The following is a 26,013-nucleotide window of genomic DNA, read 5'->3' on the forward strand; positions in this document are numbered from 1 at the left end:
ATCTCAGGCACTTTCAAACCTTCCCCGTTTCCAGAATCTCAGGCGCTTTCCCATGTCCGTTGCCGTTTCCCCGCTCGCTCCGAAATCCTATCCCGACATGCCCGCGCTGCGTGGTGTTCGCATGGCGACGGCTGCCGCCGGCATCAAGTACAAGAACCGGACCGACGTTCTGTTGATGGTGTTCGACAAGCCGGCAAGCGTGGCTGGCGTTTTCACAAAATCGAAATGCCCCTCGGCCCCCGTTGATTTCTGCCGCGCCAATCTCGGCGGTGGCGTGGCGCGCGCCGTGGTGGTCAATTCCGGTAACGCAAACGCCTTTACCGGCGTCAAAGGCAAGGCCGCGACCGAGTTGACGGCGAAATCCGCAGCCGCTGCCGTCGGCTGCTCTGAAAATGAAGTGTTTCTGGCATCGACCGGCGTAATCGGCGAACCGCTTGATGCCACCAAGTTCGCCGGGGTTCTGGGCGACATGCAGGGCATGGCCGAAGCCGATTTCTGGCAGGAAGCCGCCAAGGCAATCATGACGACCGACACTTATCCCAAGGTCGCGACCCGCACCGCTGAAATCGGCGGTGTCGTGGTCACCATCAACGGTATCGCCAAAGGTGCCGGCATGATCGCGCCCGATATGGCGACGATGCTTTCTTTCGTGGTGACGGATGCCGATATTGATCCGGCCGCGCTGCAATCGCTGCTTTCCGCCGGTGTCGGCCCGACCTTCAATTCCGTGACTGTTGACAGCGACACCTCCACCTCCGATACGCTGATGTTGTTTGCGACAGGTGCGGCGGCTGAGGACGGTCAGGTCAAGGTGACGCGCGCCGATGACGAGCGGCTTTCCTCCTTCCGCGCCGCCTTTAACGATCTCCTGAAAGATCTTGCCCTGCAGGTGGTTCGCGATGGCGAAGGCGCACGCAAGATGGTCGAAGTCACCGTTACCGGTGCGGAAAACGATGTCGCGGCCAAGAAGATCGCCCTTTCGATTGCCAATTCACCGCTGGTGAAGACCGCAGTTGCCGGCGAAGATGCCAATTGGGGTCGCATCGTCATGGCTGTGGGCAAATCCGGTGAAATGGCCGACCGTGATCGCCTTGCCATCTGGTTCGGCGGCGTGCGCGTTGCCGTCAATGGCGAACGCGATCCGGATTATTCGGAAGCGGAGACCACCGCCGTGATGCGGCTGGAAGACATTCCGGTGAAGGTTGACATCGGTCTCGGTGAGGGCAAGGCCACCGTATGGACGTGCGACCTGACCAAGGAATATGTTGCGATCAACGGCGACTACCGGAGCTGACCGTTGGAGCCGAAGAGAATGCAGGACAATAAAATCGTCAATCTGCCGCTGGTTCGCCGTCTGGAAGCAGTCAGCTTTCGGGCATGGCCGGCCTCGTCGGTGATTTATGACGGTAGCTGGCAAATCCGCCTGACGGGGTCGCATCCGTCCAAACGCATAAATTGCGTGGTGCCGCTCGATCCTTCCGATTATGGAAACTGCGCGGTGCGGCTGGAAAAGGCGCGCAAGCGCTTCGAGGATTTCGGCCGTCCGCTGGTGGTGCGCGAAACGACGCTGATGCCGCCGCAACTCAAGGATTTTCTGGTAAAGGACGGCTGGTCCATGGTTGAGGAGGTCAAGGTCATGACGGCCGATCTCGCTGGCATGGAACTGCCGGAAACGCTGGTCAGCCTGCCGAGCCACGATATTGGCCGTTTTGTCGAGGCGAGCATCAAGGTCAGCGATGGCGACCCGACCCTGCGCCCGGCGATCGCTGAAATCCTCAGTTCGATCAAGCCGACCCTTGGCCTGTTCATCAACGAAGAAGCAGGGGGCAGCGCACTCGCCACCGTTATCTGCGTGCAGGATAACGATCTTGCCGGCATTCTTTCCCTTGATGTCGAGAAGTCGCAGCGGAAAAAGGGCCTCGGCACGCAGCTGCTGGCGTCAGCACTGCGCTGGGCCCGCATCAGCGACGCCAAAAGCGCCTGGTTGCAGGTCGTCTCCACAAATGCGCCCGCGATTGCACTTTATGAAAAATTCGGCTTCACCGAGGCCTATTCCTATCGCTACTGGCGCAAGGCTGGTGAAGAATGAGCGAAGCGGGCAAAAAAATCCTGCTCGTTGCCGCCTGCGCCCTTCTCGATCAGGACGGCCGTATTCTTCTGGCGCAACGACCTGAAGGCAAGTCGCTTGCCGGCCTGTGGGAATTTCCAGGCGGCAAGGTGGAACAAGGCGAAACACCGGAGGAGACCCTTGTCCGCGAGCTCGACGAGGAGCTGGGTATCGAGACCAAGATAGCCTGCCTTGCGCCGCTGACGTTCGCCAGCCATACCTACGAGACTTTTCACCTGCTGATGCCGCTTTACGTGTGCCGTCGTTATGAAGGCATGGCCCATGGGCGCGAAGGACAGGCAATTAAATGGGTAAAGCCGCAGGCTCTGCGTGATTATCCGATGCCGCCGGCCGACGAGCCGCTCATCCCCTTCCTTCAGGATTTGCTTTAAAGCGACCTACCTGGCGGGTTCCATCCCCTCGCGCAGCCTGTTGAAAACATCCCGTAACTCCGCTTTACCGTGCCAAAACGAGGCTGTGTTAACAGATCGTTCAGCACCCTCTGGCAGATTGTTAAGCTAAAGAAGCGGTAAACTGCGCGTATGAGGTTGGCTATGAACGAGGATTTCTGGAAGACGGTGGAAGGTCGTCAGTCTTACTCCAACAAATCCCGTCGCACCGGCGTTCTTAATGTCGCGCTGCTTTTCGGGACGGCTGTGATTGCTCTTTCCTTGATCGTCACCCCCATGCTTGCCGGAAAATCATCAACGCGCGTCGCGCAGTTCTCCGACAATTACGACATGATAAGCACCGGCTCCATCAAGAAGACCGATGCTGGCAAGACCTATTCCATCCGCCGCAGCATAACCCAGCCGATGCCCGAGATGCCCTGTGTCGTGACGGGCTATAGCAGCGAGAGCGGTTGCTGATCGTTTACCATCATCGGTAACGGATTACTCATGCCCGTGGCATAGTATAAATTCGATTTTAGCAATATATAATGCCGGTTAGCGTAAGCACCGGATGGCGGATGGAGAATATCCCGTGCTGCATTGTTTTATTCGTTTCTTTAAAGACGAAAACGGCGCGACCGCAGTCGAATACGGCCTGATCGTCGGCGTTATTTCCGCCGCCATCATCGGTGGCGGAACCACCATCGGCAGCACCATCAATGCTGTATTCCAGTTCCTCGCCGATACTTTTGCCAACATCTGAGGCCTGCGCTACGCCTATCAGGAAAGCTTGACTTCGGTCGTCTTCAAGGCATCGGCAAGGCGCATTTTGGCGGAACCAGGTTTCAGCGGTTTCTGCTGGCTCTCGTGCGGTGCCCAGCCTGAGACATAGATGATGGAAAACGTGGCTCTGATCCGCCCGTCCGGATCGGAATAACGTTCGGCGTAAAGCTCCGCTGCCCGCAGGAAAAAAGCGCGGTTGACCGGTTTTCTGCTGCGGCTTGCCAGCGGATTGGCCATGCCCATGGCGCGCAGATCGCGCATCAGCGGAAAAATCGAGTCGTAACGCACCGTATAAGTTTCCGCGTCGGTGACGGGAAGCGCAAAACCGGCACGCTGCAACAGTGCGCCAACATCGCGCACGTCGGCAAAGGGAATGACGCGCGGGCTGGCGCCGCCGGTCAACTCGGCTTCTGCAGTCAACAGCACATCGCGCAGTTCCTGCAATGTGCCGCTGCCGGGAATGGCTCCGAGAAACAGTCCGTCCGGCTTTAACGCCCGCCTTATCTGGATCAACGCACCGGGGGTGTCGTTGGTGAGGTGGAGGGCAAGCGGGGAAACAATGAGATTGGCGGAGGCTTCTTCGAGCGGCAGATGCTCCATGGAGGCCACCTGCGGCACATTCCCATCCGTCGCAAAGGAGGTATCCGTCTCGATACGGCGGATGGATTCCACCTTGCCCGTCTCAGTCACACGCCGGGCGGTGATGCCCGTCCCGCCGTGCAGTTCGATTGCGGTCTCGAAACGGCGCTCGACGATGGCGAGCCTGTCGGCAAACTCGTCGGCGGCCATGTCGAGGAGAAACAGTGCCTTATCGTCTAGCTGGTTCCACGCCCGGCGGCGATTTTGTTCGATCAGGGCCTGGTCAAAGAGAATATCCATCGTCGTGCCTGCTCGGCCTGTAGCGCCTTTGGGATCGGCGGGCCGCATCGTTGCTGTCATGCCGCTTCGGGCATCGTTTTTCCGGTCAGAGGCCGAAACATATCTCTCTCGCAAAGGCACCCGTTCGGCGCTAAAGTCAACCTCATGGGCGCTGGTGAAGATCTGTTTTCGGGATTGCTGTCGAAGTCCGCGACGGTGTCGGTGGCGGCACGCAGCGTGTTGCACTCGGCCTTCCGCATGGTCTATCCGCCCACTTGCGCAGGGTGTTCCCGCATGACCGGCGGCGAGGGTGCCCTGTGTGCGGATTGCTGGCGGGATGTGGCCTTTATCGATCGACCTTTTTGTGAGGTTCTGGGCATTCCCTTCTCCCGGGATCACGGCGCGGGTGTTGTAAGCGCACAAGCCATCGTCGACCCACCGCCTTTCGACCGTCTGCGCGCTGTTGCCAGCCATGAGGGAACCGCGCGTAAACTCGTACACCGGCTGAAATATCAGGACCGGACCGATCTTGCGCGTTTCATGGCGCTGTGGATGCTGCGGGCAAGCGACGGAACGGTTGATAGCTGCGACTGTATCGTGCCGGTTCCGCTGCATCGCCACCGCTTCTGGCGTCGCCGTTTCAACCAGTCTGCTGAGCTCGCACGGCATCTGGCCAAGGCCACCGGCAAACCGCTGCTTGCCGGCACGCTGTTGCGCGTGAAGCCGACCGAGCGGCAGGTGGGGCTTTCCGCGCTTGCCCGGCAGGACAATGTGCGGGGTGCTTTTGCAATAGCGCCCGGCCGAAAAACCGATGTTTATGGCAAGCGAGTGGTGCTGGTGGATGATGTTTATACCACTGGTGCGACGGTGGGCGCGGCAAGTCGCGTCTTGCGGAAGGCGGGTGCCACTGATGTGACCGTTTTGACCTTTGCAATGGCCATTTCCGGCCCTATATGAAGCCTGAATGAAACGAGGATATCGTGCGTTTCAGCACACGTTTGCGAGGCTTCGAAATACATGGCACCGGTAACGATCTATACACGGGATTTTTGTGGTTATTGCGCGCGCGCCAAGGCGTTGCTGGACAGCAAGGGCGTCGATTACGCCGAATATAACGCGACGACGACGCCGGAATACCGGCAGGAAATGATCGAGAAATCCGGCGGGACCACCTTCCCGCAAATCTTCATCAACGGCCAGCATATCGGCGGTTGCGACGATCTGCATGCACTGGAGCGTGCTGGCAAACTCGACGTTATGCTTGCCGCTTAATCGGCTCGATTTTCGATACGGAGGACGTGATGATTTTCAAGGCTGCCGCCGTTCAGATGCGCTCGGGTGTCGATACGGCGAAAAACGCCGCCGACATGGAGCGCCTGGTGCGTGTTGCTGCGGCTGCGGGCGCTGTCTATGTTCAGACGCCGGAAATGACCGGCGCTCTCCAGAAGGACAGGCAGGCGCTTCGCGCCCAGCTGCGTGACGACGATGGCGATATCATCGTTGCGACCGCCGCCCGGCTGGCACGCGAACTCGGCATCCATGTCCATGTCGGCTCGACAGCGATTGCCCGCCCGGATGGCAAGATTGCCAATCGCGGTTTTCTGTTTGCGCCTGACGGTTCGCGTATCTGCAGCTATGACAAGATCCACATGTTCGATGTCGATCTCGACAATGGCGAAAGCTGGCGCGAAAGTGCGGCTTACGAACCCGGCGCTGTCGCTCGCGTTGCCGAACTGCCGCTGGGGAAATTCGGCTTTGCGATCTGCTACGATGTGCGCTTCCCGCAGCTTTTCCGGGCGGAGGCACTCGCCGGCGCCGAGGTTCTGACGGTTCCGGCCGCCTTTACCCGCCAGACGGGTGAAGCCCACTGGGAAATTCTGCTGCGTGCCCGCGCCATTGAAAACGGCGCTTTCGTCATTGCCGCCGCACAGGCCGGCCTGCATGAGGACGGGCGGGTCACGTTCGGCCATTCCATCATCATCGACCCTTGGGGCAAGGTGCTGGCAATGGCCGGCGGCGCCGGGGAAGAGATCATTTTCGCAGAGATCGACACGTCTCTCGTGGCTGCCGCGCGCGGAAAAATCCCCAATCTGCGCAATGCCCGCGAGTTCGGACTGGACACGGTTATTCCTGCTGGAGGTGAGGCGGCGTGATCCGTTATGCGTTGGCCTGTGAAAAGGGCCATGAGTTCGAAGGCTGGTTTTCCGGGAGCGACGATTTCGACAATCAGTTGCAGCGCGGCTTCCTGTCCTGCCCGATGTGCAATTCCCCGCAGGTTTCCAAACTTCTGATGGCGCCCTCGGTCTCCACCGCCCGCAAAAAAGACGAACGCCAGTCGCTCGCCATGGACACGGCCAGAAAAGAGGCTATCGCAAAAATCCGCGAGGCGGTCGCCAATATCCGCGCGAATGCGGAAGATGTCGGCGATAAATTTCCCGAAGAAGCCCGCAAGATCCACTATGGCGAGGCCGACGAACGCGGCATCATCGGCCACGCGTCTGCCCAGGACGCGAAGGCCCTGATTGACGAGGGCATCGAGATTGCACCGTTGCCGGTGCTGCCCGATGATGTGAATTGAGTTTGCCTACGATTTTGATGACGTCCACCACTCAGGGCGACGTCATCCGTCGTTCATGACCGGCGAATTGGGTGCGCTAGCTTTACGCGGGTCTTTTCGCCAGCATCATGTAGTTGACTTCCATGTCCGGCGAGAGGTTCCAGCGGTCCTGCAATACGTTGTAGAAGACGCCGGTACGGTGGACGATATCCATGCCGCTGGCCACCAGCGGCCGTTCAAGCTCATCCGGGCGAACCAGCTTCTCATATTGGTGGGTGCCGCGCGGCAGCCAGCGCAATACGTTTTCGGCGGCAAAGATCGCGAGCGCGCGGGCTTTCAGCGTGCGGTTGATGGTGGCGGCGAACATTAGCCCGCCGGGACGCACCATTTTCGCGCAGGTGGTGACGAAGAGATCGACATTGGCCACATGCTCGACCACTTCCATGTTGAGGACGACGTCGAAGGTTTCGCCCGCCTCCAGCAACTGTTCGGCGGTCAGGGCGCGGTAGTCGACGCTGACACCGCTTTCACGGGCGTGGGTGGAGGCAATGCCGATATTCTTTTCTGAAGGGTCGGCGCCCACCACGTCCGCGCCCATGCGCGCCACGGGTTCGGAAAGCAGGCCGCCGCCGCAGCCGATATCTAGCACACGCAGCCCTTCAAGCGGGCGGTGCGCCTTCGGGTCGCGGCCGAAATTATCGCAGATGCGGTTGCGGATATATTCAAGCCGCACCGGGTTGAATTTGTGCAGCGGCCGGAACTTGCCCGTCGGGCTCCACCATTCCGCAGCCATCGCGGAGAAGCGATCCACTTCGCTCTGGTCGACGGTCGTCTGTGCGGTTTCGCTCATGGTTCTGCTCCATATTGCTGTTGCATTGAAGTCGGATGATTGATCCCCGAAGTCAAGACCGGCGGCACATTCCGTCGGCAAATTCCCGGGTGCTTCATTGCCGCAGGTGGAACTGAAACGGGCTGCGATTTGTTTCATGCTGCGTTCATGGAACGCGGCGTATTTTCCAGTCATGGCAGTATGTGGAACGCATGCTCGTCCATCGAAATTGGTGGACGCCGACAAGGGCAAAGCGGGCTTTTGCTTGAGGAGAAGTAAGTGAAGAAAAAACTGTTTGGCGCAATTGCGCTGGTGGCCATGCTCGCCGCGCCGGCCCTTGCCGAAGCTGCGACTCGCGGCTTTGCCACCGCGAATGTGAATATGCGCTCCGGTCCGAGCACAGCCTATCCGGCCGTGGTCGTGATCCCGGTCGGCGCACCATTGACGGTACATGGCTGCCTGTCCGATACGCCGTGGTGCGACGTCTCTTTCGTCAGCGGTCGTGGTTGGGTCGCCGGTCGTTACATCCAGACGACGTTCAGGCAGAACCGGGTCTACGTTGAGCCGCGTTATTACCGCGATCTCGGCGTTCCCGTGATCACCTTCGAAGCCGGTCGTTATTGGGACCGTTATTATCGTGACCGTGACTTCTACCGCGAGCGTGACCGCTGGCGTCGTCCGCCGCCATCAGGCGGTTACTGGAATGCTGCGCCTCCGCCGCCGCGCGGTGACTGGGAACGCCCGCGTCCGCGCGACGAATGGCGTGATGGCCGCCGGGATGAATGGCGCGATCCGCGTCAGGGCGGTGGACCGAATGACGGCCGCTGGGAGCGCCGTTATGGCGACTGGAAGCAGGGTGACGGAAACCAGGACAGGCCGCGTCGAGATGGTGACCGTCCTCGGTTCGAGGAAGAAAACCGCGACCGCAATCGCGATCGCCAGCCAAATCAGGACGAAGGCCAGCGTCGTCCGGAGCGCCGCCAGTGGGATGATCCACGCCGCGCCCCCGCCTCGGAAAACTTTCAGGGCGGTTGCCGGGTCGGTGATCCCGGTTGCGATCCGCGATAAACAGAAAAAGCCCGGCGAGATTTCGTCGGGCTTTTCATTTGCCGGTTCAGATTATCACGAGAGTACTTTTATTTCGCGGTTGCTGCCTTGCGTGCACGGGCCTTGGGTTTTGCGGGGGCTCCTGCCTCCGGCTCCGCAGCAGCGGTCTTCGGCGCTGCTTTCTTGCGCTGGGCAGGCTTTGTCGCCTCCGATGTCTTCAGCAGCGAAAATTCATGCTTTGCCTGTTCCCAATGGTCCGCGTCACGGCCATGAGGATGGCCTTCCTTTTCCCAAAGTGTATAGGCCCGTTTGCTGATCCACTCTTGTTCCGAAACCTGCATGCTCGTCTCCCGTTGCTGTTGACAACGCCTTTGACAAGGCGACATTCCGCTTGGTCCGGCACACGCTCGACAGGAATCAATGCCGGCATTTCAAACTCCATTACATGCCATGATTTTCCGGGCGTCAAGCAAACATGCTGCATTGCGAAAGCGGATTTCAGGCATTTTACGCGGGTGAAAGCGGTTTGAGCGAAAGACGTTCCTGAAGGACAAGATCAACGTTGCGTGATCGCGCCCGGACCTCCAAGATGGGCTGGTGAACGGTAGCGGAGGAGGCGACCTTGGAAGTTGCAACGGAAGCGGAGACGCAGGTCGTCATCGAGAGACGGGTAGGGGCGGGCATCATCCACCTGAACCGTCCGAAAGCCATCAACAGCCTGACGCTGCCGATGGTTCGTGCCATGCTCCAGGCGCTTCACCGTTTCGAGGATGACCCTGACGTTTCCTGCGTGGTGCTGACAGGAGAAGGCGACAGGGGGCTCTGTGCGGGGGGTGACGTTCGCATCATTCACGATCTCGGCAAAGCGGGCGATCCGCAGGTGCTGAATTTCTGGCGCGAAGAGTTTCCGCTGAATTATCGTATTGCCCGCTTTGGTAAACCTTATGTCGCGTTGATGGACGGCATCGTCATGGGTGGCGGCGTCGGCATTTCCGCCCATGCCAGCCACCGCATCGTCACCGAGCGGACGAAGCTTGCCATGCCGGAAACCGGTATCGGCTATTTCCCTGACGTCGGCGGTTCCTGGCTTTTGCCCAGAGCGCCGGGCGAATGTGGCACCTGGCTGGGGCTGACAGGCAATGCGGTCACTGCTGCCGATGCGATCTATGCCGGTTTTGCCGATTATTTCGTCCCTTCTGCGCGCCTTACAGATTTGGTGCAGAATCTATCACAAGCGCTCGATCCTGATGGTGTCGAGGCGGTAATCGGAACTTATGCCGTCGAAGCTGGTGAGGGGGTCCTGTCGGCACACCGTGAGATCATCGACGCGGCATTCCGTTTCGACACGGTCGAGGAGATTTTCGCAGCACTTTCGGAGCGTGACGATACGTTTTCGCGCGAGACTCTGGAAATTCTCAAAAAACGCTCCCCTACCAGTCTCAAACTAACCCTGAAGCTGCTGCGCCTGGGGCGGGAAAGCGCCAGCCTCATCGAATGCCTCGAACGGGAATTTGCCGCCGGCACGGAGATATTGCGGGGTCATGATTTTTATGAGGGCGTGCGTGCGGCCCTGGTCGACAAGGACCGCAATCCGCGCTGGCGACCAACACAGCTGGAAGAGGTGCGTGAAGAAGACCTTCTACCATATTTTACCAAACATTCCGGTAATCTCTTTCCGGAGCACCGCCTTTAGATTGCGCAACGCAAAAGAAATCCGGCTTGCGGAGATATATGAAATCATCACCTTTTGAATCGCTGTTGCTTGGGTGAAATTTCTAGTACCCTTCTGCTTAACGCACGGCTGTTGCTCGCAGGCGTTGTCGCCCCCCGTTATGTTGACGACCATTCGATTTTCCGGGGGTATTCATGAAACGTCTTCTCATCATCGGCACTGCCATTGCCGCTCTTTTTGCAGGTGCGGCGCAGGCGCAGTCTCCGACCACCATTCTCAACGCCTCCTACGATGTTGCCCGTGAGGTTTTCGCAGCCGAGAACGAAGCTTTCATCAAGCTGCATCCGGGTATCACGGTTGATCAGTCGCACGCCGGCACCTCCAAGCAGGCGCGTGCCATCGTTGAGGGTCTGGAAGCTGATGTCGTCACCTTCAACCAGGTAACGGATGTCGATTTTCTGGTGAAGCAGGGTTTCGTTTCCGCCGACTGGCAGAAGGATTTCGCAAACGACGCCTCGCCGTTCTATTCCTTCCCGTCCTTCCTCGTGCGTGCCGGTAATCCCAAGCACATCAAGGACTGGGACGATCTTGCCCGTGACGACGTGAAGGTGGTTTTCCCCAATCCGAAGACCTCGGGTAACGCCCGTTACACCTATCTCGCCGCCACGGCCTATGCCAAGGAGAAGTTCAACGGCGACGAGAAGAAGGTTCAGGAATTCGTCAAGAAAATCTTCGACAACACCCCTGTTTTCGACACCGGAGGCCGCGCCGCCACCACCACCTTCGTGGAACGTGAAATCGGCGACGTGCTGATCACCTTCGAAGCCGAGACCCGCGGCATTGCCAAGCAATATGGCGCCGACAAGGTTGAGGGCGTGGTGCCTTCCGTCAGCCTGCTCGCCGAATTCCCGGTCGCCGTGGTGGACAAGGTGGTCGACAAGCGCGGCTCGCGCGAGCTGGCGAAGAGCTACCTCGATTTCCTCTACACCGAAGAGGGCCAGCGCATTGCTGCCGAATTCGGCCATCGCGTTCACAACGAAAAGGTTGTCGGCGAGTTCAAGGACAAGTTCCCGGCCATTCGCCTCGTCAACGTCAATGACGTCTTCGGCGGCTGGAATAAAATCCAGAAAGAGCATTTTGCGTCCGGCGCGACGCTTGATACGCTCTACGGCAGCCGTTAATCACGACGATATGCAACAGGTAAAAGACCCGGCGGGAAACTGCCGGGTCGCTTTATGATGAATTGGGGGCGGGGTTTGAAGCGGAATGTTCTGCCGGGGCTTAAATTGTCCCTCGGCGTTACCCTCACTTACGTCGCCATCATCGTGCTTCTGCCGCTCTCGGCGCTGGTGTTCAAGGCGGCGAGCCTTGGCCCTGCCGAATACTGGGCCATTATCTCTTCGCCGCGCGCCGTCGCAAGTTATCGGGTCACCGTGCTCTGCGCGCTGGCCGCGACCTTGTTCAACGTCGTTTTCGGACTGGCGCTCGCCTGGGTGCTGACGCGTTACCGTTTCCCTGGCTGGCGCCTTGTCGATGCCATTGTCGATCTGCCTTTTGCGCTTCCCACCGCCGTTGCCGGCATTGCGCTGACGACGCTGTTTGCGGGTAACGGCTGGTTCGGCTCGGTGCTTGCGCAATTCGGCATCAAGGTTGCCTATACGCCGCTCGGCATCATGGTGGCGATGGCCTTTACCAGTCTACCCTTCATCGTGCGCACCGTGCAGCCGGTGCTCGAAGACCTCGATCCGGCATTGGAGGAGGCGGCGCAATCGCTCGGCGGTTCCGATCTCGAAATCTTCCGCAAGGTCATCCTGCCGCTTCTGACGCCAGCTCTGCTGGCCGGTCTCTCGCTGTCTTTCGCGCGCAGCCTCGGCGAGTTTGGCGCCATCATCTTCATTGCCGGCAACCAGCCGTTCTCGACGGAAATCACCGCACTGCTGATCTTCATCCGGCTGGAGGAATATGATTATCAGGCCGCGGCCGCCATCGCCTCCGTGCTGCTCATCGCGGCCTTCGTGATGTTGGCGGTGACCAATTACCTGCAGGCGCGTGCGCTTCGTTATACGGTGAGGAGCTGAGACATGAGCGCCATTTCCTCGCATCGCAAGCCACCGCGCGTCGGTGACGCGCCCTGGGTTCGCCGCAGCCTGATCGCTTTTGTGCTCGTCATCGGCGCGTTCCTGGTTGTCGCTCCTCTCACCATCATCGGGGTCGAGGCTTTTTCGCAGGGCTGGAAGGTTTACTCAGCCACCATTACCCACCCCGATACCCGCCATGCCATCATGCTGACGGTGCTGACGGCGCTGATTGCCGTGCCGATCAACACGGCCTTCGGCGTCGCGGCCGCATGGGCGATCACCAAATTCGATTTTCCCGGCCGGCGCTTCCTGCTGGTGCTGATCGAGATACCCTTCTCTATCTCGCCGATCGTTGCCGGTGTCGCCTATCTCTTCGTTTATGGGCTGCAGGGGCTGTTTGGGCCGTTCCTCGATGCGCACAATATCAAGATACTCTTCGCACTACCCGGCATCGTCATCGCGTCGATGTTCGTCACGGCACCCTTCGTGGCGCGCGAGCTGATCCCATTGATGCAGGCGCAGGGCCGCGATCTGGAGGAGGCGGCCACCTCGCTTGGCGCATCCGGCTGGCGCACCTTCTTTTCGGTGACGCTACCGAATATCAAATGGGCGCTGCTCTACGGCGTCGTTCTGTGCAACGCCCGCGTCATGGGTGAATTTGGCGCGGTGTCGGTCGTGTCAGGTAATATTCGCGGCCAGACCAACACGCTGCCGCTGCATATCGAGCTGCTCTACCATGATTACCAGACGGCCGGCGCCTTTGCGTCGGCCTCCATCCTCGCTCTGCTCGCCGTCATCACCATCATCGCCAAGGTGGCGCTGGAAGGGCGCGGCGCCGGGCGCGGGGCCAAGAAGACCAACGACGGTGCCGCCATCGCCACGGAGACCTGATTCCCATGAAAATCCGCCTCGAAAATGTGGTGAAGACTTTCGATACCTTCCGCGCGGTGCGCGATGTTTCGCTCGATATTGAAAGTGGCGAGCTTCTGGCGCTGCTCGGCCCCTCCGGTTCAGGCAAGACGACGATCCTGCGCATGGTCGCCGGTCTCGAATATAGCGATGGCGGCCGCATCTTTTTTGGAGACGAAGACGCCACCAATATTCCGGTGCGCGATCGCGGCGTCGGTTTCGTGTTCCAGCACTACGCACTTTTTCCGCATATGACGCTGCATGAAAACATCGCGTTCGGCATGAAGGTGTCGAAGGTGAAGCGCGACAAGGCCGCGATCGATGCGCGGGTCAGGGAACTGTTGAACCTGGTCAAGCTTGACGGTCTGGGCGACCGGTTCCCGGCGCAGATTTCCGGTGGGCAGCGGCAGCGTGTGGCGCTGGCCCGTGCGCTTTCGGTCGATCCCAAAGTGCTTCTACTGGATGAGCCCTTCGGCGCGCTGGATGCCAATGTGCGCCGCGACCTGCGCCGCTGGCTGCGTGAAATTCACGGTGCGCTGGGCATTACCACGATTTTCGTGACTCATGATCAGGAAGAGGCACTGGATCTCGCTGACCGCGTCGTCATCCTCAATCAGGGCGAGATCGTGCAGCAGGGCACGCCGAAGGAAGTCTGCCGCCAGCCGAACAGCGCCTTCGTCATGCGCTTTCTCGGCGATGCCAACCGTGTGTCCGGCGTGGCGCGCGGCGGCAAGGTCTATGTCGGTGACAACGAACTACCTTTCTCCTACGGTCAGGCGGATGGCGCCGTCGAGATCTATGCCCGTCCCTCCGACCTGGAATGGGAAGATCTGCACGAGGGCATTCCAGCCTCGGTTTCGCGGGTTCTCGACCGGGCAGGCGAGCGGCGGGTGATTGCCAGCACAGATGGCGGCGATCTCCTGGAATTCGACGTGCCGCCGGAAAATGATGTCGCGGCAGGCGATCGCGGTTCCGTCATCATCCGCCGTGCGAAGATTTTCCCGGCGGCTTGAGGGACGCTCTCGCCAGCTTCATATCAGCAGTTCGAAAGAGGCCTCGGCCGCCAGCCTGCCATTGACCATCAGGTCAACCTTGTGAACACCCGCATAGTGCTTGCGGGTGGTGAAATCACGCATGGCGCGGCTTATCGAGAGCGCGCATGTTTCGCCCGGCTGCAACTCGATTTCTTTCCACTTGAAGACTTTCGCGGAGGCGTCACCGCTCTTTTTCACGTAATGCACGGCATAATCGATCACCAGCTTCTGCGGGCTTTCTGCCGTCGAGGTGAAAGAAGCTGAAATCCGCACCGGATTACCAAGAGCGACCTTTTCAGGAGAAACCTGAAACGCCGAAAGTGCGATCTGAGCCTCCTTATGGGCGCCCAAATGGGCGAGTGCGGCAGCGTCGCCTTTCTTGACCAGAGTGCGCAAGGCCTGCCGCACGATCCAGCGTGTATGCGGGTTTTCCTTCGGCCATGTGTCGATGAGCGCCAGCACGAAAGCGGGATTGTCCTTGGTGATGTCGTTCAGATGATTGGCGACGGATTTGCGCACGTAAAGCGCCTCGTCAGCTTTCATGGCATCAAGGATCGCGGTGACCGGTGAGGGATCATCGATCAGGGCTTTGAGCTGGAACGACCAAGGCAGGCGCGGCCGGCAGCCTTCGCTCGCCAGCCTTCGCACATGCTCGTTGTCATGTCGCGACCATGTTTCCATCACGGCAAGTGTTCGGGCCAGATCCCTTTGCAGGAAATGGCGGATGGCAAATTCCGAGGAGCCGAAACGGGTGAAATATTGCAGCGCCTGCATGGAAAGATCGAAATCGTCGAGACCGTAAAGCGCCACATATTCTGGCAGCGAAATGGACGCGAAACCGTTGCCTATCCCGGGTGCTGCGGCTGTCAGAATTTCGATGTTGCGGGCATAGTCGCCGGGAAGCGTGGCGTGCAGGCTGGTCGCCACCTGCCGCATGCGCTGCATGATGCCCAGCGCTTCTAGATTTGTCGTGGCAAGCGCCATGAAGGCGGGCACATCGAAAGGCGCATGAACGGCTTTGGTCTGATCGGCGATGTGTCGCAGTTTTTCGTGGTTGAAGATTTCCTTCAACGCGGGTGCAGCTGTCTCGCTCATAGGGCCTCTCAAAGTTCACTTTTTGTTCTTTTAGGGCATGATGAGGACGGAGGCAAGGGAAGGTGGTACTACCGAAGAAAAGACATAGCAGATCTTGCTTCTTCACAGATTGACGAAGGCCTTTCACTCCGTCATTCCGGGCTTGATCCGGCATCCGGCATCCGGCCACTGGGCGCCTGCGCGGTGAATAGTCTTTTGCGGTCAATGACTTGATCGCGCTGGACCCCGGATCTAGTCCGGGGTGACGACGCGTAGAGATTCCGAGTTCGCCAAATTCAGGTTCAGGGCGGATATTGTCACCCGCCCTGAGCTTGCATCCAAAGCTTCAGCTCATCTGGCTGACGAATTTCGTCTCCAGATAGGCCTGAACCGCCTCCGAGCCGCCTTCCGTGCCATAACCGGAATCCTTGACGCCGCCGAAGGGGACTTCGGGAAGCGCAAGGCCGTTGTGGTTGATGGTCAGCATGCCCGCCTCGACCTGGTGGCCGAGCGCATGCGCTGTCTTGACCGAGCTGGTAAAGGCGTAGGATGCGAGGCCAAAAGGCAGGCGGTTCGCTTCGTTGATGGCATCATCGAACGTCGAGAAGCGGTTGATGATGGCGACGGGACCGAAGGGCTCGTCGTTCATGATCTTGGCTGTCACTGGCACGTTGGCGAGCACCGTGGGCTCGAAGAAGTTGCCCTTGTTGCCGATGCGGCGGCCACCGGTCTTCAGTTCCGCGCCATGGGAAACGGCGTCGTTGATCAGGCCTTCCAGCGCTGGGATGCGGCGCTCATTGGCGAGCGGCCCCATGACGACACCTTCTTCCAGGCCGTTGCCGACCTTGATCGCCTTCGTGGCTTCCACGAAACCTTCAAGGAAGCGATCCGCCACACCGTCCTGCACGAGGAAGCGGGTGGGAGCGACGCAGACCTGACCGGCATTGCGGAACTTGGCAAGCGAGGTCACCTCGATCGCTTTTTCGATATCGGCATCGTCAAAGATCATCACTGGCGCATGACCGCCGAGTTCCATCGTGGCGCGCTTCATGTGCTTGCCGGCAAGCGCTGCCAGATGTTTGCCGATCGGCGTGGAGCCGGTGAAGGAAATCTTGCGGATGACCGGATGCGGGATCAGATATTCCGAAATCTCGGATGGCACGCCGTAAACGAGACCGATGACACCCGCCGGCACGCCCGCATCCACAAACGCTCGAATCAGTTCCGCCGGCGATGCCGGTGTTTCTTCCGGGGCCTTGACGATGATGGAGCAGCCCGTGGCAAGGGCAGCCGAAAGCTTGCGGACGATCTGGTTGATCGGGAAGTTCCATGGCGTAAACGCCGCGACGGGACCAACCGGCAGCTTGATGGCAAGCTGGGAAACGCCGGTTGCGCGCGCCGGGATGACCTGGCCGTAGGTGCGACGTGCTTCTTCGGCGAACCAGTCGATGGTATCGGCGGCGCCCATGATTTCGGTTGCCGATTGCGACAGCGGCTTGCCCTGCTCGCGGGTCATTATATAGGCGATCTTGTCCTTGCGCTCGCGCAGGATATCGGCTGCCCTGCGCATGATCTTGGAACGCTCGAAGGGCGAGGTGTCGCGCCAGACCTTGAAGCCACGCTCGGCGGCGGCAAGTGCCAGATCGAGGTCCGCCTTTTCGGCATGGGCGATCGCGCCGATGATTTCGTCGGTCGCAGGGTCGGATACGGCGATCGTCTTGCCGGAAACGGCGTCTCGCCATTCGCCATCAATGAGAAGTTTGATGTCGGGATAGGTGTGCATAGGGACTACCTTCATGATGCGGCCGATACGGCAGGGTGCCGTCCAGCCCGGAGACGTGAACAGAATTTTCCTGACCGGACTATATCCGGTATCGCCGCTTGCGCTGCGCGGAACGGGCGTCTGGGCATTTCCGGCAAGAGGAAGCTGAAAATGCCGGAAACGGAAATGACAGCTCTTATATTAAGTTGCGTACGGTATGTTTCAACCGTTCGCTCTGGCAATCGCCATGATTTTTCTGTGATGCGGAACTTGTCTCTCGGCTTTCCTGCCTGACAGGCAGGCGGATGCCGAACGCGCATTGGTCTTGTCCGATACGCGCGAATCATGTGTTGCTGTTGTTAAGCAATCACGCATATGCCGCAATTTGGCCTTTGTCGCACCAGACGGATTGATACGAAGACGTAACTTGTAGTGTTGCTTGCGTCATAACAGGGCGTGAAGTGTAAAAAAGTACAATAAGACGGAAAAATTATCCAAACGGTTTACTCAAAACCTAGAGAAAATACGGATAAAATCTCACTAAGGATATAACATTCATTCCTGATATATATTGCGAGCGTCGGTTCCCTTGACCCTCAGAGGTTGGCGAAAACCCCTCGACCTGAACGCTAGATGGAGAAAGAGTATGAGTTTCGCCCGGGTACTTCTCAGTGCGTTTCTGTCGCTCATGTGGCTTTCCTGTGCCGAGGCCGGGACGATCGCCAAGCCGCAAGGCAAGCCGATATTGACCATCTCCGGAAACATCACCAACACCAATGCCGATGGCGCTGCGGTATTCGATCGCGACATGCTGGAGGGATTGGGCATGGTGACGGTGGAGACCACGACGCCCTGGCACGATGGCCGCGTTCGTTTCGACGGCGTGTCACTGGCAAAGTTGATGGATCTCGTCGGCGCAAAAGGCACCAGCGTAACGGCAGTTGCACTCAACGATTATGTGAGCACCATACCGGTTGAGGATTTTAAGAAATTTAACGTTATCCTCGCGATCAAGCTGGATGGAAACTACATGACAGTTCGCGAAAAGGGTCCGCTGTTTGTCATCTATCCCTATGATAGCGACCCGGAATTGCAGAAGCAGACCTATTATTCGCGGTCCGCATGGCAAGTTGCCAAATTGATAGTGGAATAAAGGTGCCGTTTGCGAAAACTTGTGGCGGTGATCATCTGTTGCTTCGTCCTGGCAACGGGCTATATCGCTTTCGTCATTGCCGAGCGTCAGACCGCTCTGCAGAAATTTGCCCGCTATAACGATTCGTGGGCGGTCAGTCAGACCGTGGCGGAGTATCTCCGCCTTCAGAACAAATTGGCCGTTTTTGCGCTCAGTCCCGGTGTCATAGACCGGGACGAATTGCAGCTGCGCATGGACATCATGCTAAGTCGCCTGGAGCTCTTGAAGCAGGGTAACCTCGGCGCTTTCATCAATGAAAAACAGCAATGGCGGGATCTCGTAACCCGCCTTGACGCGGTTCTAGCCCGCCTGGAACAGCAGATGAACACCCTGGAGCCAAGGGATGTTCCGGATCTGCTCTCCGAGATGAGCTCGCTCGATGCGCCGATGACGACGCTGGCTTCGTCGTCGGTCGCCTATGACGTCAATCTGATCGATACGGCCCATGAGGACGTGCGCAAGCTGCATATCGTCTACACCGCGCTTGCGGGCGGATTGATCCTGTGCGGCATCGCGCTGGTGATATTGCTGCTTCGCCAGAACGATCTGTTGAACCGCGCGCAGAAAAGCATGCGCGGGCTGACCGATGATCTGCGCGCCGCCACGCTTGAATTGCAGGCCAAGAATGTCCGGCTGGAGCATGATGCCTATCATGATGCGCTGACGGGCCTTCCGAACCGCTCGCTGTTCCGGCAGGAACTTATCGAGCGGTTGCGCCGCTCTTTCGGCGGCAATGGAACGACGGCCATTCTTCTGCTTGATCTCGATGGGTTCAAGGACGTCAACGACACGCTTGGCCACGATTCGGGCGACGCCTTGCTTCAGGCCGTGGCACAGCGCCTTTCGGGGATCGGCGGTGATTACGACATGGTTTGCCGCCTTGGCGGCGATGAATTCGCTGTCGTGTCAGATGATCTCAATGAGGACACGGCGCGCCGTCTCGCCTCCAAGCTTATCGAGCAGATCAGCCGGACCTACCAGCTCGGCGAGCAGGAGGTGAAAATCGGCACCTGCATCGGCATCGCCATATCGCATGGTACCGTCGATGCGGATGAATTGTTCAAGCGCGCGGATCTGGCGCTTTATGAAGCCAAGGCCATCGGCCCTGGCCGGGCGAGTGTTTTCAAAGTCCGCATGCAAAAGCAGCTGACCGAAAAGAAATCCTTCGAGGCCGATCTGCAGACGGCGCTGCAGAACGACGAGATGGAGGTCTATTACCAGCCGCAGGTGGCGACGCAGACCCGCAAGCTTTGTGGCTTCGAGGCACTTTTGCGCTGGAAACATCCAGTGCGCGGCGATGTTCCGCCCAGCGTGTTCATTCCCGTTGCGGAACGAACCGGCCTTATCCATTCGCTCGGAAAATGGGTGATGGAGACTGCCTGCCGCGAGGCGATGCGATGGGATGAGGACATGAAGGTGGCGGTCAATCTCTCGCCGGTTCAGTTCCACAGTACCAACCTCATTCAGAACGTGATGGGTGCCCTTGATAAAAGCGGGCTGGAGCCGAGCCGGCTCGAGCTTGAGATCACCGAATCGATCCTGCTGAACAAGAGCGACCAGACGATCAACACGCTGACGCGGCTGAAGGCCGTCGGCATCCAGATCGCCATGGACGATTTCGGCACCGGTTACTCCTCGCTTGCGAATTTGCGCGGCGTGCCGTTCGACAAGATCAAGATCGACCGGTCATTCCTGCGCGATATCACCAGCGACCGCGACGCGCTGGCGATCGTCGAATTCGTGGTCGGCGTCGGGCGGAGCCTTCGAATGACCACCATCGCCGAAGGCATCGAGACGGAGGAGCAATATGAGCTGGTCAAACGTCTGGGATGCGATCTGGTACAGGGCTATCTGATCAGCAGGCCGTTGCCGGCCAAGGAGCTGGTGGCCTGGAGTTCCGTTTGAACGGGTTTGCTTTCGAACAGGGCAAGCCATGTTAAATTTCAGTGGGATACATCGTTGACGGCGAAAACCAATACCGGTTGTCGCACCGATACTGTAGAGCATTCGCGGTCTATGCGGGATCGTTCTGTTGACGAGACCGGGTTTTGAGAAAGGGCTTGGGAAATATGGAAATTCTGGATGTGCATGGAGTAGCCCTGCCTCTTTCTTCCGATGAGGTATCGCCCGTCATATGGCAGGCGCTGACCGAGGGCAGCTATGAGGCGAAAGAGGCCCGCAGCGTCCTGAAAGCCATCAAGCCCGGCGACCGCGTATTGGAACTGGGGTCCGGCATCGGCATCATAACCTCGATCATTGCCGGTATTCAGGATGTTTCCGTTTGGGCATTCGAGGCCAATCCGTCCACAGCGGCACTGGCGGAACGGGTGATCAAGGCAAATTGCCGTGGCAATGTCGTGTTTTCCCAAGGACTTCTCACGGCCGACGAGCCGCGTACCTATCCCTTCTATGTCCGCAAGGATCTCTGGATGTCGTCCATGGACGAAAATCAGGGTCCTTATGAAAGGCGCATCGAAATCTCGTCCGAGAATATCGATGCGTTTGTCGCCAGCCGGGGCATCACGGCGCTCGTGATGGATATCGAGGGCGCGGAACGCGATCTGCTCGGCAATGCCGAGCTTGCTGGCGTGGAGCGGATATTCGTCGAGCTGCACGATCACCTTTATGGCCTCGAAGGTGTTCGCGACATCATGCAGGCACTGACCGCCAAGGGATACGCCTATGATCCACGCGGTTCACGCGGCCCTTGCGTGTTGTTTTCCAAGGACGACAGCCCGAGGGAATACGATCCCGACGTGGATTGAGAGTTCGAACAACTTAGCGAGTTTCGTTTCCGGCGGTGTGCAGTCGCGACCGCGCCCTTCCGCCGTTGATTACAATTTAAAACGCAACTTATCCGGTTGGTGATTTCAATCCGTTTGCGTCTTCTGTCGCAACTTTTCGGTCGCGGTGCCGTTTAGCGCCGGTACCGGGGCGTAAGACAGCGGGCGGCACGGCCATTATTACCAGATCAGCAATTCATTCAGAATTATTGTTGCAATTGTTGCGGATGTTTTCCTGCGTCATCATCCCTCCATCAAACCGGCGCACAACATAGATCGCACCGGAAGATGCCAACGCAACCGAAGGAGAAACGATCATGGGCTTTGTTAAGACGACAGATGGAACAGACATCTTCTACAAGGACTGGGGCCCGAAGGATGCTCAGCCCATCGTGTTTCACCACGGCTGGCCACTCAGCTCCGACGACTGGGATGGACAGATGCTGTTTTTCCTCTCGAAAGGATATCGTGTCGTCGCCCATGATCGCCGTGGTCACGGCCGCTCCGCGCAGGTTTCCGAAGGTCACGATATGGACCATTATGCCGCAGACGCCTTTGCGGTTGCAGAAGCGCTGGACCTGAAAAATGCCGTGCATATCGGCCATTCCACCGGCGGTGGCGAAGTGGCGCGTTATGTTGCCAGACACGGTGAACCCGCAGGCCGCGTCGCGAAGGCCGTTCTGGTTTCCGCCGTGCCGCCGCTGATGCTCAAGACCGAGGCCAACCCCGAGGGCCTGCCGATGGAGGTTTTTGACGGCTTCCGTTCAGCACTTGCCGCAAACCGCGCGCAGTTCTTCCGCGATGTGCCCTCCGGCCCGTTCTACGGCTTCAACCGCGATGGAGCGACCGTTCAGGAAGGCGTGATCCAGAACTGGTGGCGGCAGGGTATGATGGGCAGTGCCAAGGCGCATTACGATGGCATCAAGGCATTCTCGGAAACCGACCAGACCGAAGACCTGAAGGCCATCAGCGTGCCTACACTCGTGCTGCACGGTGAAGATGACCAGATCGTGCCGATTGCGGACTCTGCGCTGAAATCGGTGAAGCTCCTGAAAAGCGGTACGCTGAAGACCTATCCCGGCTTCTCGCACGGCATGCTGACCATCAATGCAGACGTGCTCAACGCCGATCTCCTGGCCTTCATCAAGGCTTGATCCTTTTGCAAAACGTAATGCGGCTGGATACCCGGCCGCATTTTGTCGTCTTGCGTCAAGCCAGACGGGCCTGCCATTCGCTGCGATAGGCGGGAAGCCCTGCAATGGCATCGGGAGCGAAATGGCGCTCGCGACCGGCAAGTGGTTTGATACCGGTGAGGAGTGCTGCCCCGGCACTGGTGCCTGTGGAACCGCTGACGGCGATGACCTCAGTTTCGGCAAAACCTGCCAGCGCCTTGAGATAAAGCGCATTGCTGGCGAATGGCCCTTCGACCAGTATCGGGCCTTTCCGCCCGATCAGCGATAGGCTGAACTCCGTCATCAGGGCGAGATAAAGCGCCGCTGCCGCGTGCCGTTCAGCAACAGTGGCATTGTCGTCGGCAATCCAGCGCGCTGTTTTGCCGGGGAAGGGGCCGGAACCGCTGACGACGCTGGGCAACAGCATCATGCCTCTGGTGAGCACGCCGCCGAGAGCGGCTTCGGTTTCTTCGTCCGGAGCAGGCCCGAATTGTTGCTTCAGCATTTCATATTCCCTGCCGCCCATGAAGCGGGAGGAGGGAACGGGACGCCCGAGGGCATCGACATTCAAAAGCGTATCACGGGCGGGATCCAGCGTCTCCGCCGTACCGCCGATGGCGAAATTCACCACCCAGGTGCCGGTGGAGACGACCGAAAAATCACCCTGCCGCCGCAGCAGATGCGGCAGTAGCGAGGCGTTGGAATCATGGATGCCGCAATAGACCGATATATCCACCGAAAGCCCGGTTTCCAGCGCCACCGATTCGCGTACTGGCCCGAGTACATCGAAGGCGGAGCGCACCGGCGCCATCAAGTGCGCAATACCCAAGCCCTCGACCAGCGATGAAAACGCCTTCAGCCGCGGATTCCACAAATCCGTATGGCAACCGAGCGAGGTCGTCTCGGTGGCCTGAACGCCGGTCAGCCGCCCCGCCCAATATTGCGCGTAGGTGACGATGCTGCGCACCCCAGCGAATTCTTGCGGAAAGGCGGTTTTCTGGAAATGGATTTGTGCGCCAAGGTTCAATCCGGCTGGAAGCGAGGGCGAGCCGGTTTCAGCAAAATCTGGCCTGATGCGGAGATAGGCGTCCGTAACGCTTGCGGGGTAGCTGTGCTCGTAATCCAGCACAGGCATGGCAAGATCGCCGTTTTCGTCAAGAAGTGCGGCAGACGCGCCATGGGTCGTGATGGAAATCGCATCGAAACCCGGCTCTTCCGCGAACCGCCGCAGAGAGGTGAGAATGAAGCTCCAGAGCATCTCCACATCGTAATGCGGATAGATGCCGTCACGAAGGACAGGGTTGGAACGTCTGTCACCGGTTATCTCTTCGCCGTTTTGGGTCTCGATGACAACGACCTTGGCATTTGTCTTGCCTATATCGATGACCGCGACGCGGCGTGGCTTTGTCATGTCATTCATGGCAGGTGGAACACCGTCACAAGGTCAGTCGCGACAGGCGAATTATCGGGGTTGCTTTCCATGATGTCAGCCATATGCGCCCACCATTTCTTCATCACGGGATGCTCGGGCAATGCTGCCATGCCGTGGTTCTTCGGGCGGGTCAGCACGCCGAACAGGATGTCGGTTTCCGGGTCGAGGTGGATTGAATAGTCGCTCACACCCGCTTCGTGCAGTAGAGCAACCAGTTCCGGCCATATCTCGTCATGGCGCCGTCTATATTCGGCTTGCTTGCCGGCGAAGAGTTTCATCTTGAAAGCGTGTTTTTCTAATTCCGGCATGGCTTAGCCTCTGATGGCGCGAAGGCGGCGCACAACGATGGGTATGGCGATGGTGATGATCAAAAGCAGGCCGACGAAGATCGACATGACGATGCCAGGCACGTTCAGAAGACCGAGGCCGAAGGTGACGAGGCCCATGACGAAGGCAGCGATGACGACACCTGCAATGGTGCCGGAGCCGCCGAGAATGGACACGCCGCCGAGCACCACCATGGTCACGACTTCAAGCTCCCAGCCTTGAGCAATCGAGGGGCGGGTGGAACCGAGCCGCGAGGTGAGGCAGATGGCGGCGATGCCGCTCATCAGGCCGGTCAAAAGGAAGAGGATGAATTTCACCCGCTCGACGGGGATACCGGAAAAACGGGCGGCAAACGGATTGTTGCCGATCACGTAGACCTGCCGGCCGAAATTGGTGGCGTGCAGCAGAATGGCGAAGATGACGGCCATGGCGAGGAACAGCACGAATTCGAAGGAGATGACCGAGTACACGTAACCCTGACCGAAATAGGCGAAATCCGCCGGATATTTGCCATATGCCTGGTCACCCAGCACCATATAGGAAATACCGCGAAACAGGCTCATCGTACCGATGGTGACGACGATGGATGGCAGTTTGAGGCCAGCGACGAGAAAGCCGTTGAACGCCCCGCAGAGTAGCCCGGTTCCGATGCCGATGGCGACGAGCCCCGGCGTGCCGACACCCATCTGCACCGCCGCACCCATTGCGGTGGAGGCGAGAGCGATGATGGCGGCGACTGAGAGATCAATCTCGCCAGCGATGATCAGAAGCGCCATCGCAAAGGCGATGATCGCCTTTTCGGTGAAGTTAAAGGTCGCGTCGGACAGGTTCCAGGCATTGAGGAAATAGGGCGAGGCAAACGAGTTGGCGATGAAGATGAGGATCGCGACGCCGAGCAGCAGCACTTCCCAGCTCGCCAGAAGACGGCGCAACGGCGTGCCGAGCTTGTCTGGAATGATGCGTGGCTTCTGCGCCGGTTGAGAATTCGTACTCATGCTGCGGCCTCCTTGGCCTGATCGCTTGCCGCCCGGTCGCGCAGGATGATGCGCCCTTTTCGAGCTTCGGCGCGGGCGTTGAAGACGACGGCGAGCACGATAACCACGCCGGAAATCGCCATTTGCGCGAAGGGAGAAATGCCGATGACGGGCAGGGCGTTCTTGATGACGCCGAGAAACAGTGCGCCGAGCACAGCGCCTGCCACCGAGCCAATGCCGCCGGCAATGGAGATGCCGCCAATCACATTTGCCGCCACGCTATCCAGTTCGAAACCGGCGGCGATATCCACATAGGCAACGGCATAACGCGACACCCAGAGATAGCTCGCAAGTCCTGCCAGTGCACCCGACAGAACGAAAGCCAGAAAGCGCGTGCGGCCGACATCGATGCCGGCATAGACCGCAGCGCCCGGATTACCGCCGGAAGCGTAGGCGGAGCGGCCGAAAGAGGTCCGGCTGAGCACCAGCCAGGCACCGGCGATGATGAGGATGGCGACCCAGGATAAAACCGGCATGCCGAGGATCATGGTGCGCGGCACGTTGAGAAAAGTCGGCGAAAGCTGGTGCGCATTCACCCAGCCGCCGCCCGACAGCACGAAGGCCATGCCGCGATAGATGGTGAGCGTGCCGAGCGTGACGACGATGGGCGGAATGCCGAGCCACCAGACGAGAATGCCGTTGATCGATCCCAGAAACGCGCCGATGCCGACCGCCATGGCGATGAGAAGCGGCAGTGGAATTCCCGGGAAGGCGGCATTGGTCATCGCCACTGCCATGCCGGTGAAGGCGAGGTTGGCGGCAACCGAAAGATCGATGGATTTGGTGAGAATGACCGCCATCTGGCCAAGCGCCAGGATGATGAGGATGGAGGTATCGTTGAAGATATTGACGAGATTGGCCGGCTTGCCGAAACCGGGCGCGCGCAGCGCAAAGCCTGCGATCATGATGACGATGATGCCCGCCAGCAGCCATTCGCGATTTTTGAGAAAACGTTGCATGGTTTTGCCCCT

At 59.0% G+C, this 26,013-nt stretch carries 29 protein-coding genes; 20 read left to right on the forward strand and 9 right to left on the reverse strand.

Annotated features, from left to right (window positions below):
- Positions 1-52 precede the first annotated feature (52 nt).
- The 5 genes from argJ (at position 53) to AC5SEO_RS01980 (ending at position 3,262) form a co-directional block, all read left to right on the forward strand.
- The gene (gene argJ / locus AC5SEO_RS01960) at positions 53-1,294 is read left to right on the forward strand and encodes a bifunctional glutamate N-acetyltransferase/amino-acid acetyltransferase ArgJ (protein WP_174068883.1); all 1,242 of its coding nucleotides are present in this window, start codon (positions 53-55) and stop codon (positions 1,292-1,294) included.
- 18 nt (positions 1,295-1,312) lie between these two features.
- Positions 1,313-2,089 (forward strand): GNAT family N-acetyltransferase, encoded by a 777-nt coding sequence (locus AC5SEO_RS01965; protein ID WP_174068882.1) that lies wholly within the window; start codon positions 1,313-1,315, stop codon positions 2,087-2,089.
- Positions 2,086-2,499 (forward strand): 8-oxo-dGTP diphosphatase MutT, encoded by a 414-nt coding sequence (gene mutT, locus AC5SEO_RS01970; protein ID WP_065659636.1) that lies wholly within the window; start codon positions 2,086-2,088, stop codon positions 2,497-2,499. The genes AC5SEO_RS01965 and mutT overlap by 4 nt, the downstream gene beginning before the upstream one ends.
- 162 nt (positions 2,500-2,661) lie before the next feature.
- Complete coding sequence (locus AC5SEO_RS01975; protein WP_003511234.1) at positions 2,662-2,976, forward strand: hypothetical protein; 315 nt, start codon at positions 2,662-2,664, stop codon at positions 2,974-2,976.
- 94 nt (positions 2,977-3,070) lie between these two features.
- Positions 3,071-3,262: a Flp family type IVb pilin gene (locus tag AC5SEO_RS01980; RefSeq protein ID WP_026330706.1), complete on the forward strand. Its 192-nt coding sequence runs from the start codon at positions 3,071-3,073 to the stop codon at positions 3,260-3,262.
- 17 nt (positions 3,263-3,279) lie between these two features.
- Here AC5SEO_RS01980 and AC5SEO_RS01985 read toward each other — a convergent pair whose 3' ends face one another.
- Entirely contained in the window at positions 3,280-4,161 is an 882-nt protein-coding gene (locus AC5SEO_RS01985) for a methyltransferase domain-containing protein (protein WP_174068958.1), read from the reverse strand.
- 144 nt (positions 4,162-4,305) lie between these two features.
- On the opposite strand from AC5SEO_RS01985, the gene AC5SEO_RS01990 reads away from it, so the two are divergent.
- From AC5SEO_RS01990 to AC5SEO_RS02005, 4 genes are read left to right on the forward strand one after another with little or no spacing between them, the layout of a single operon-like run.
- On the forward strand, positions 4,306-5,097 hold the full coding sequence (locus AC5SEO_RS01990; protein WP_174068881.1) for a ComF family protein: 792 nt from the start codon (positions 4,306-4,308) through the stop codon (positions 5,095-5,097).
- Between the two features lie 60 nt (positions 5,098-5,157).
- Positions 5,158-5,412 (forward strand): glutaredoxin 3, encoded by a 255-nt coding sequence (gene grxC / locus AC5SEO_RS01995; protein WP_003511229.1) that lies wholly within the window; start codon positions 5,158-5,160, stop codon positions 5,410-5,412.
- A 29-nt stretch (positions 5,413-5,441) separates the two neighbouring features.
- Entirely contained in the window at positions 5,442-6,293 is an 852-nt protein-coding gene (locus tag AC5SEO_RS02000; RefSeq protein ID WP_174068880.1) for a carbon-nitrogen hydrolase family protein, read from the forward strand.
- Complete coding sequence (locus AC5SEO_RS02005; protein ID WP_003511227.1) at positions 6,290-6,718, forward strand: DUF1178 family protein; 429 nt, start codon at positions 6,290-6,292, stop codon at positions 6,716-6,718. Before AC5SEO_RS02000 ends, AC5SEO_RS02005 begins: the two co-directional genes overlap by 4 nt.
- 82 nt (positions 6,719-6,800) lie before the next feature.
- On the opposite strand, the gene ubiG is transcribed toward AC5SEO_RS02005, so the two are convergent.
- The gene (ubiG, locus tag AC5SEO_RS02010; protein WP_003511226.1) at positions 6,801-7,547 is read right to left on the reverse strand and encodes a bifunctional 2-polyprenyl-6-hydroxyphenol methylase/3-demethylubiquinol 3-O-methyltransferase UbiG; all 747 of its coding nucleotides are present in this window, start codon (positions 7,545-7,547) and stop codon (positions 6,801-6,803) included.
- Positions 7,548-7,586: 39 nt separating this feature from the next.
- Here ubiG and AC5SEO_RS02015 point away from each other — a divergent pair, with 39 nt between their 5' ends.
- On the forward strand, positions 7,587-7,805 hold the full coding sequence (locus AC5SEO_RS02015; RefSeq protein WP_127966124.1) for a hypothetical protein: 219 nt from the start codon (positions 7,587-7,589) through the stop codon (positions 7,803-7,805).
- On the forward strand, positions 7,806-8,594 hold the full coding sequence (locus AC5SEO_RS02020) for an SH3 domain-containing protein (protein WP_174068879.1): 789 nt from the start codon (positions 7,806-7,808) through the stop codon (positions 8,592-8,594).
- Positions 8,595-8,662: 68 nt separating this feature from the next.
- Here AC5SEO_RS02020 and AC5SEO_RS02025 read toward each other — a convergent pair whose 3' ends face one another.
- On the reverse strand, positions 8,663-8,914 hold the full coding sequence (locus AC5SEO_RS02025; protein WP_174068878.1) for a DUF2934 domain-containing protein: 252 nt from the start codon (positions 8,912-8,914) through the stop codon (positions 8,663-8,665).
- Between the two features lie 281 nt (positions 8,915-9,195).
- Between AC5SEO_RS02025 and AC5SEO_RS02030 the strand changes: the two genes are divergently transcribed.
- From AC5SEO_RS02030 to AC5SEO_RS02050, 5 genes are all read left to right on the forward strand, one after another.
- Positions 9,196-10,266, forward strand: coding sequence for an enoyl-CoA hydratase/isomerase family protein (locus tag AC5SEO_RS02030; protein ID WP_174068877.1), 1,071 nt, complete (start codon positions 9,196-9,198; stop codon positions 10,264-10,266).
- Positions 10,267-10,439: 173 nt separating this feature from the next.
- On the forward strand, positions 10,440-11,426 hold the full coding sequence (gene cysP, locus AC5SEO_RS02035; protein WP_013761718.1) for a thiosulfate ABC transporter substrate-binding protein CysP: 987 nt from the start codon (positions 10,440-10,442) through the stop codon (positions 11,424-11,426).
- 54 nt (positions 11,427-11,480) lie between these two features.
- Complete coding sequence (cysT, locus tag AC5SEO_RS02040) at positions 11,481-12,323, forward strand: sulfate ABC transporter permease subunit CysT (RefSeq protein ID WP_083211639.1); 843 nt, start codon at positions 11,481-11,483, stop codon at positions 12,321-12,323.
- A gap of 3 nt (positions 12,324-12,326) precedes the next feature.
- Positions 12,327-13,214, forward strand: coding sequence for a sulfate ABC transporter permease subunit CysW (cysW, locus tag AC5SEO_RS02045; RefSeq protein WP_112391299.1), 888 nt, complete (start codon positions 12,327-12,329; stop codon positions 13,212-13,214).
- Positions 13,215-13,219: 5 nt separating this feature from the next.
- Entirely contained in the window at positions 13,220-14,245 is a 1,026-nt protein-coding gene (locus AC5SEO_RS02050; protein ID WP_003511215.1) for a sulfate/molybdate ABC transporter ATP-binding protein, read from the forward strand.
- 18 nt (positions 14,246-14,263) lie between these two features.
- On the opposite strand, the gene AC5SEO_RS02055 is transcribed toward AC5SEO_RS02050, so the two are convergent.
- Together AC5SEO_RS02055 and AC5SEO_RS02060 are read right to left on the reverse strand one after the other, a co-directional pair.
- Positions 14,264-15,361 carry a DNA alkylation repair protein gene (locus tag AC5SEO_RS02055; protein ID WP_174060832.1) on the reverse strand — a complete coding sequence of 366 codons (1,098 nt, stop codon included), beginning with the start codon at positions 15,359-15,361 and terminating at the stop codon, positions 14,264-14,266.
- Positions 15,362-15,686: 325 nt separating this feature from the next.
- A complete protein-coding gene (locus AC5SEO_RS02060; protein ID WP_003511213.1) occupies positions 15,687-17,123 on the reverse strand; it encodes an NAD-dependent succinate-semialdehyde dehydrogenase in 1,437 nt (478 codons plus the stop codon).
- 625 nt (positions 17,124-17,748) lie between these two features.
- Here AC5SEO_RS02060 and AC5SEO_RS02065 point away from each other — a divergent pair.
- From AC5SEO_RS02065 to AC5SEO_RS02080, 4 genes are all read left to right on the forward strand, one after another.
- Positions 17,749-18,255: a putative pterin-binding protein gene (locus AC5SEO_RS02065; protein WP_003511212.1), complete on the forward strand. Its 507-nt coding sequence runs from the start codon at positions 17,749-17,751 to the stop codon at positions 18,253-18,255.
- A 21-nt stretch (positions 18,256-18,276) separates the two neighbouring features.
- Positions 18,277-20,199, forward strand: coding sequence for a putative bifunctional diguanylate cyclase/phosphodiesterase (locus AC5SEO_RS02070; RefSeq protein ID WP_236742517.1), 1,923 nt, complete (start codon positions 18,277-18,279; stop codon positions 20,197-20,199).
- A gap of 164 nt (positions 20,200-20,363) precedes the next feature.
- A complete protein-coding gene (locus AC5SEO_RS02075; protein ID WP_174068876.1) occupies positions 20,364-21,059 on the forward strand; it encodes an FkbM family methyltransferase in 696 nt (231 codons plus the stop codon).
- A 335-nt stretch (positions 21,060-21,394) separates the two neighbouring features.
- On the forward strand, positions 21,395-22,231 hold the full coding sequence (locus AC5SEO_RS02080; RefSeq protein ID WP_174068875.1) for an alpha/beta fold hydrolase: 837 nt from the start codon (positions 21,395-21,397) through the stop codon (positions 22,229-22,231).
- Positions 22,232-22,286: 55 nt separating this feature from the next.
- On the opposite strand, the gene AC5SEO_RS02085 is transcribed toward AC5SEO_RS02080, so the two are convergent.
- Genes AC5SEO_RS02085 through AC5SEO_RS02100 form a run of 4 tightly spaced genes read right to left on the reverse strand, consistent with a single transcriptional unit; the run spans position 22,287 to position 26,001 of the window.
- On the reverse strand, positions 22,287-23,669 hold the full coding sequence (locus AC5SEO_RS02085; protein WP_174068874.1) for an FGGY-family carbohydrate kinase: 1,383 nt from the start codon (positions 23,667-23,669) through the stop codon (positions 22,287-22,289).
- Positions 23,666-23,989 carry an L-rhamnose mutarotase gene (gene rhaM, locus AC5SEO_RS02090; protein WP_003511206.1) on the reverse strand — a complete coding sequence of 108 codons (324 nt, stop codon included), beginning with the start codon at positions 23,987-23,989 and terminating at the stop codon, positions 23,666-23,668. Before rhaM ends, AC5SEO_RS02085 begins: the two co-directional genes overlap by 4 nt.
- A 3-nt stretch (positions 23,990-23,992) precedes the next feature.
- On the reverse strand, positions 23,993-25,003 hold the full coding sequence (locus AC5SEO_RS02095; protein WP_174068873.1) for an ABC transporter permease: 1,011 nt from the start codon (positions 25,001-25,003) through the stop codon (positions 23,993-23,995).
- On the reverse strand, positions 25,000-26,001 hold the full coding sequence (locus AC5SEO_RS02100; protein WP_019564797.1) for an ABC transporter permease: 1,002 nt from the start codon (positions 25,999-26,001) through the stop codon (positions 25,000-25,002). The genes AC5SEO_RS02095 and AC5SEO_RS02100 overlap by 4 nt, the downstream gene beginning before the upstream one ends.
- Positions 26,002-26,013 lie beyond the last annotated feature (12 nt).

It is taken from the genome of Agrobacterium sp. K11 (assembly GCF_059429395.1).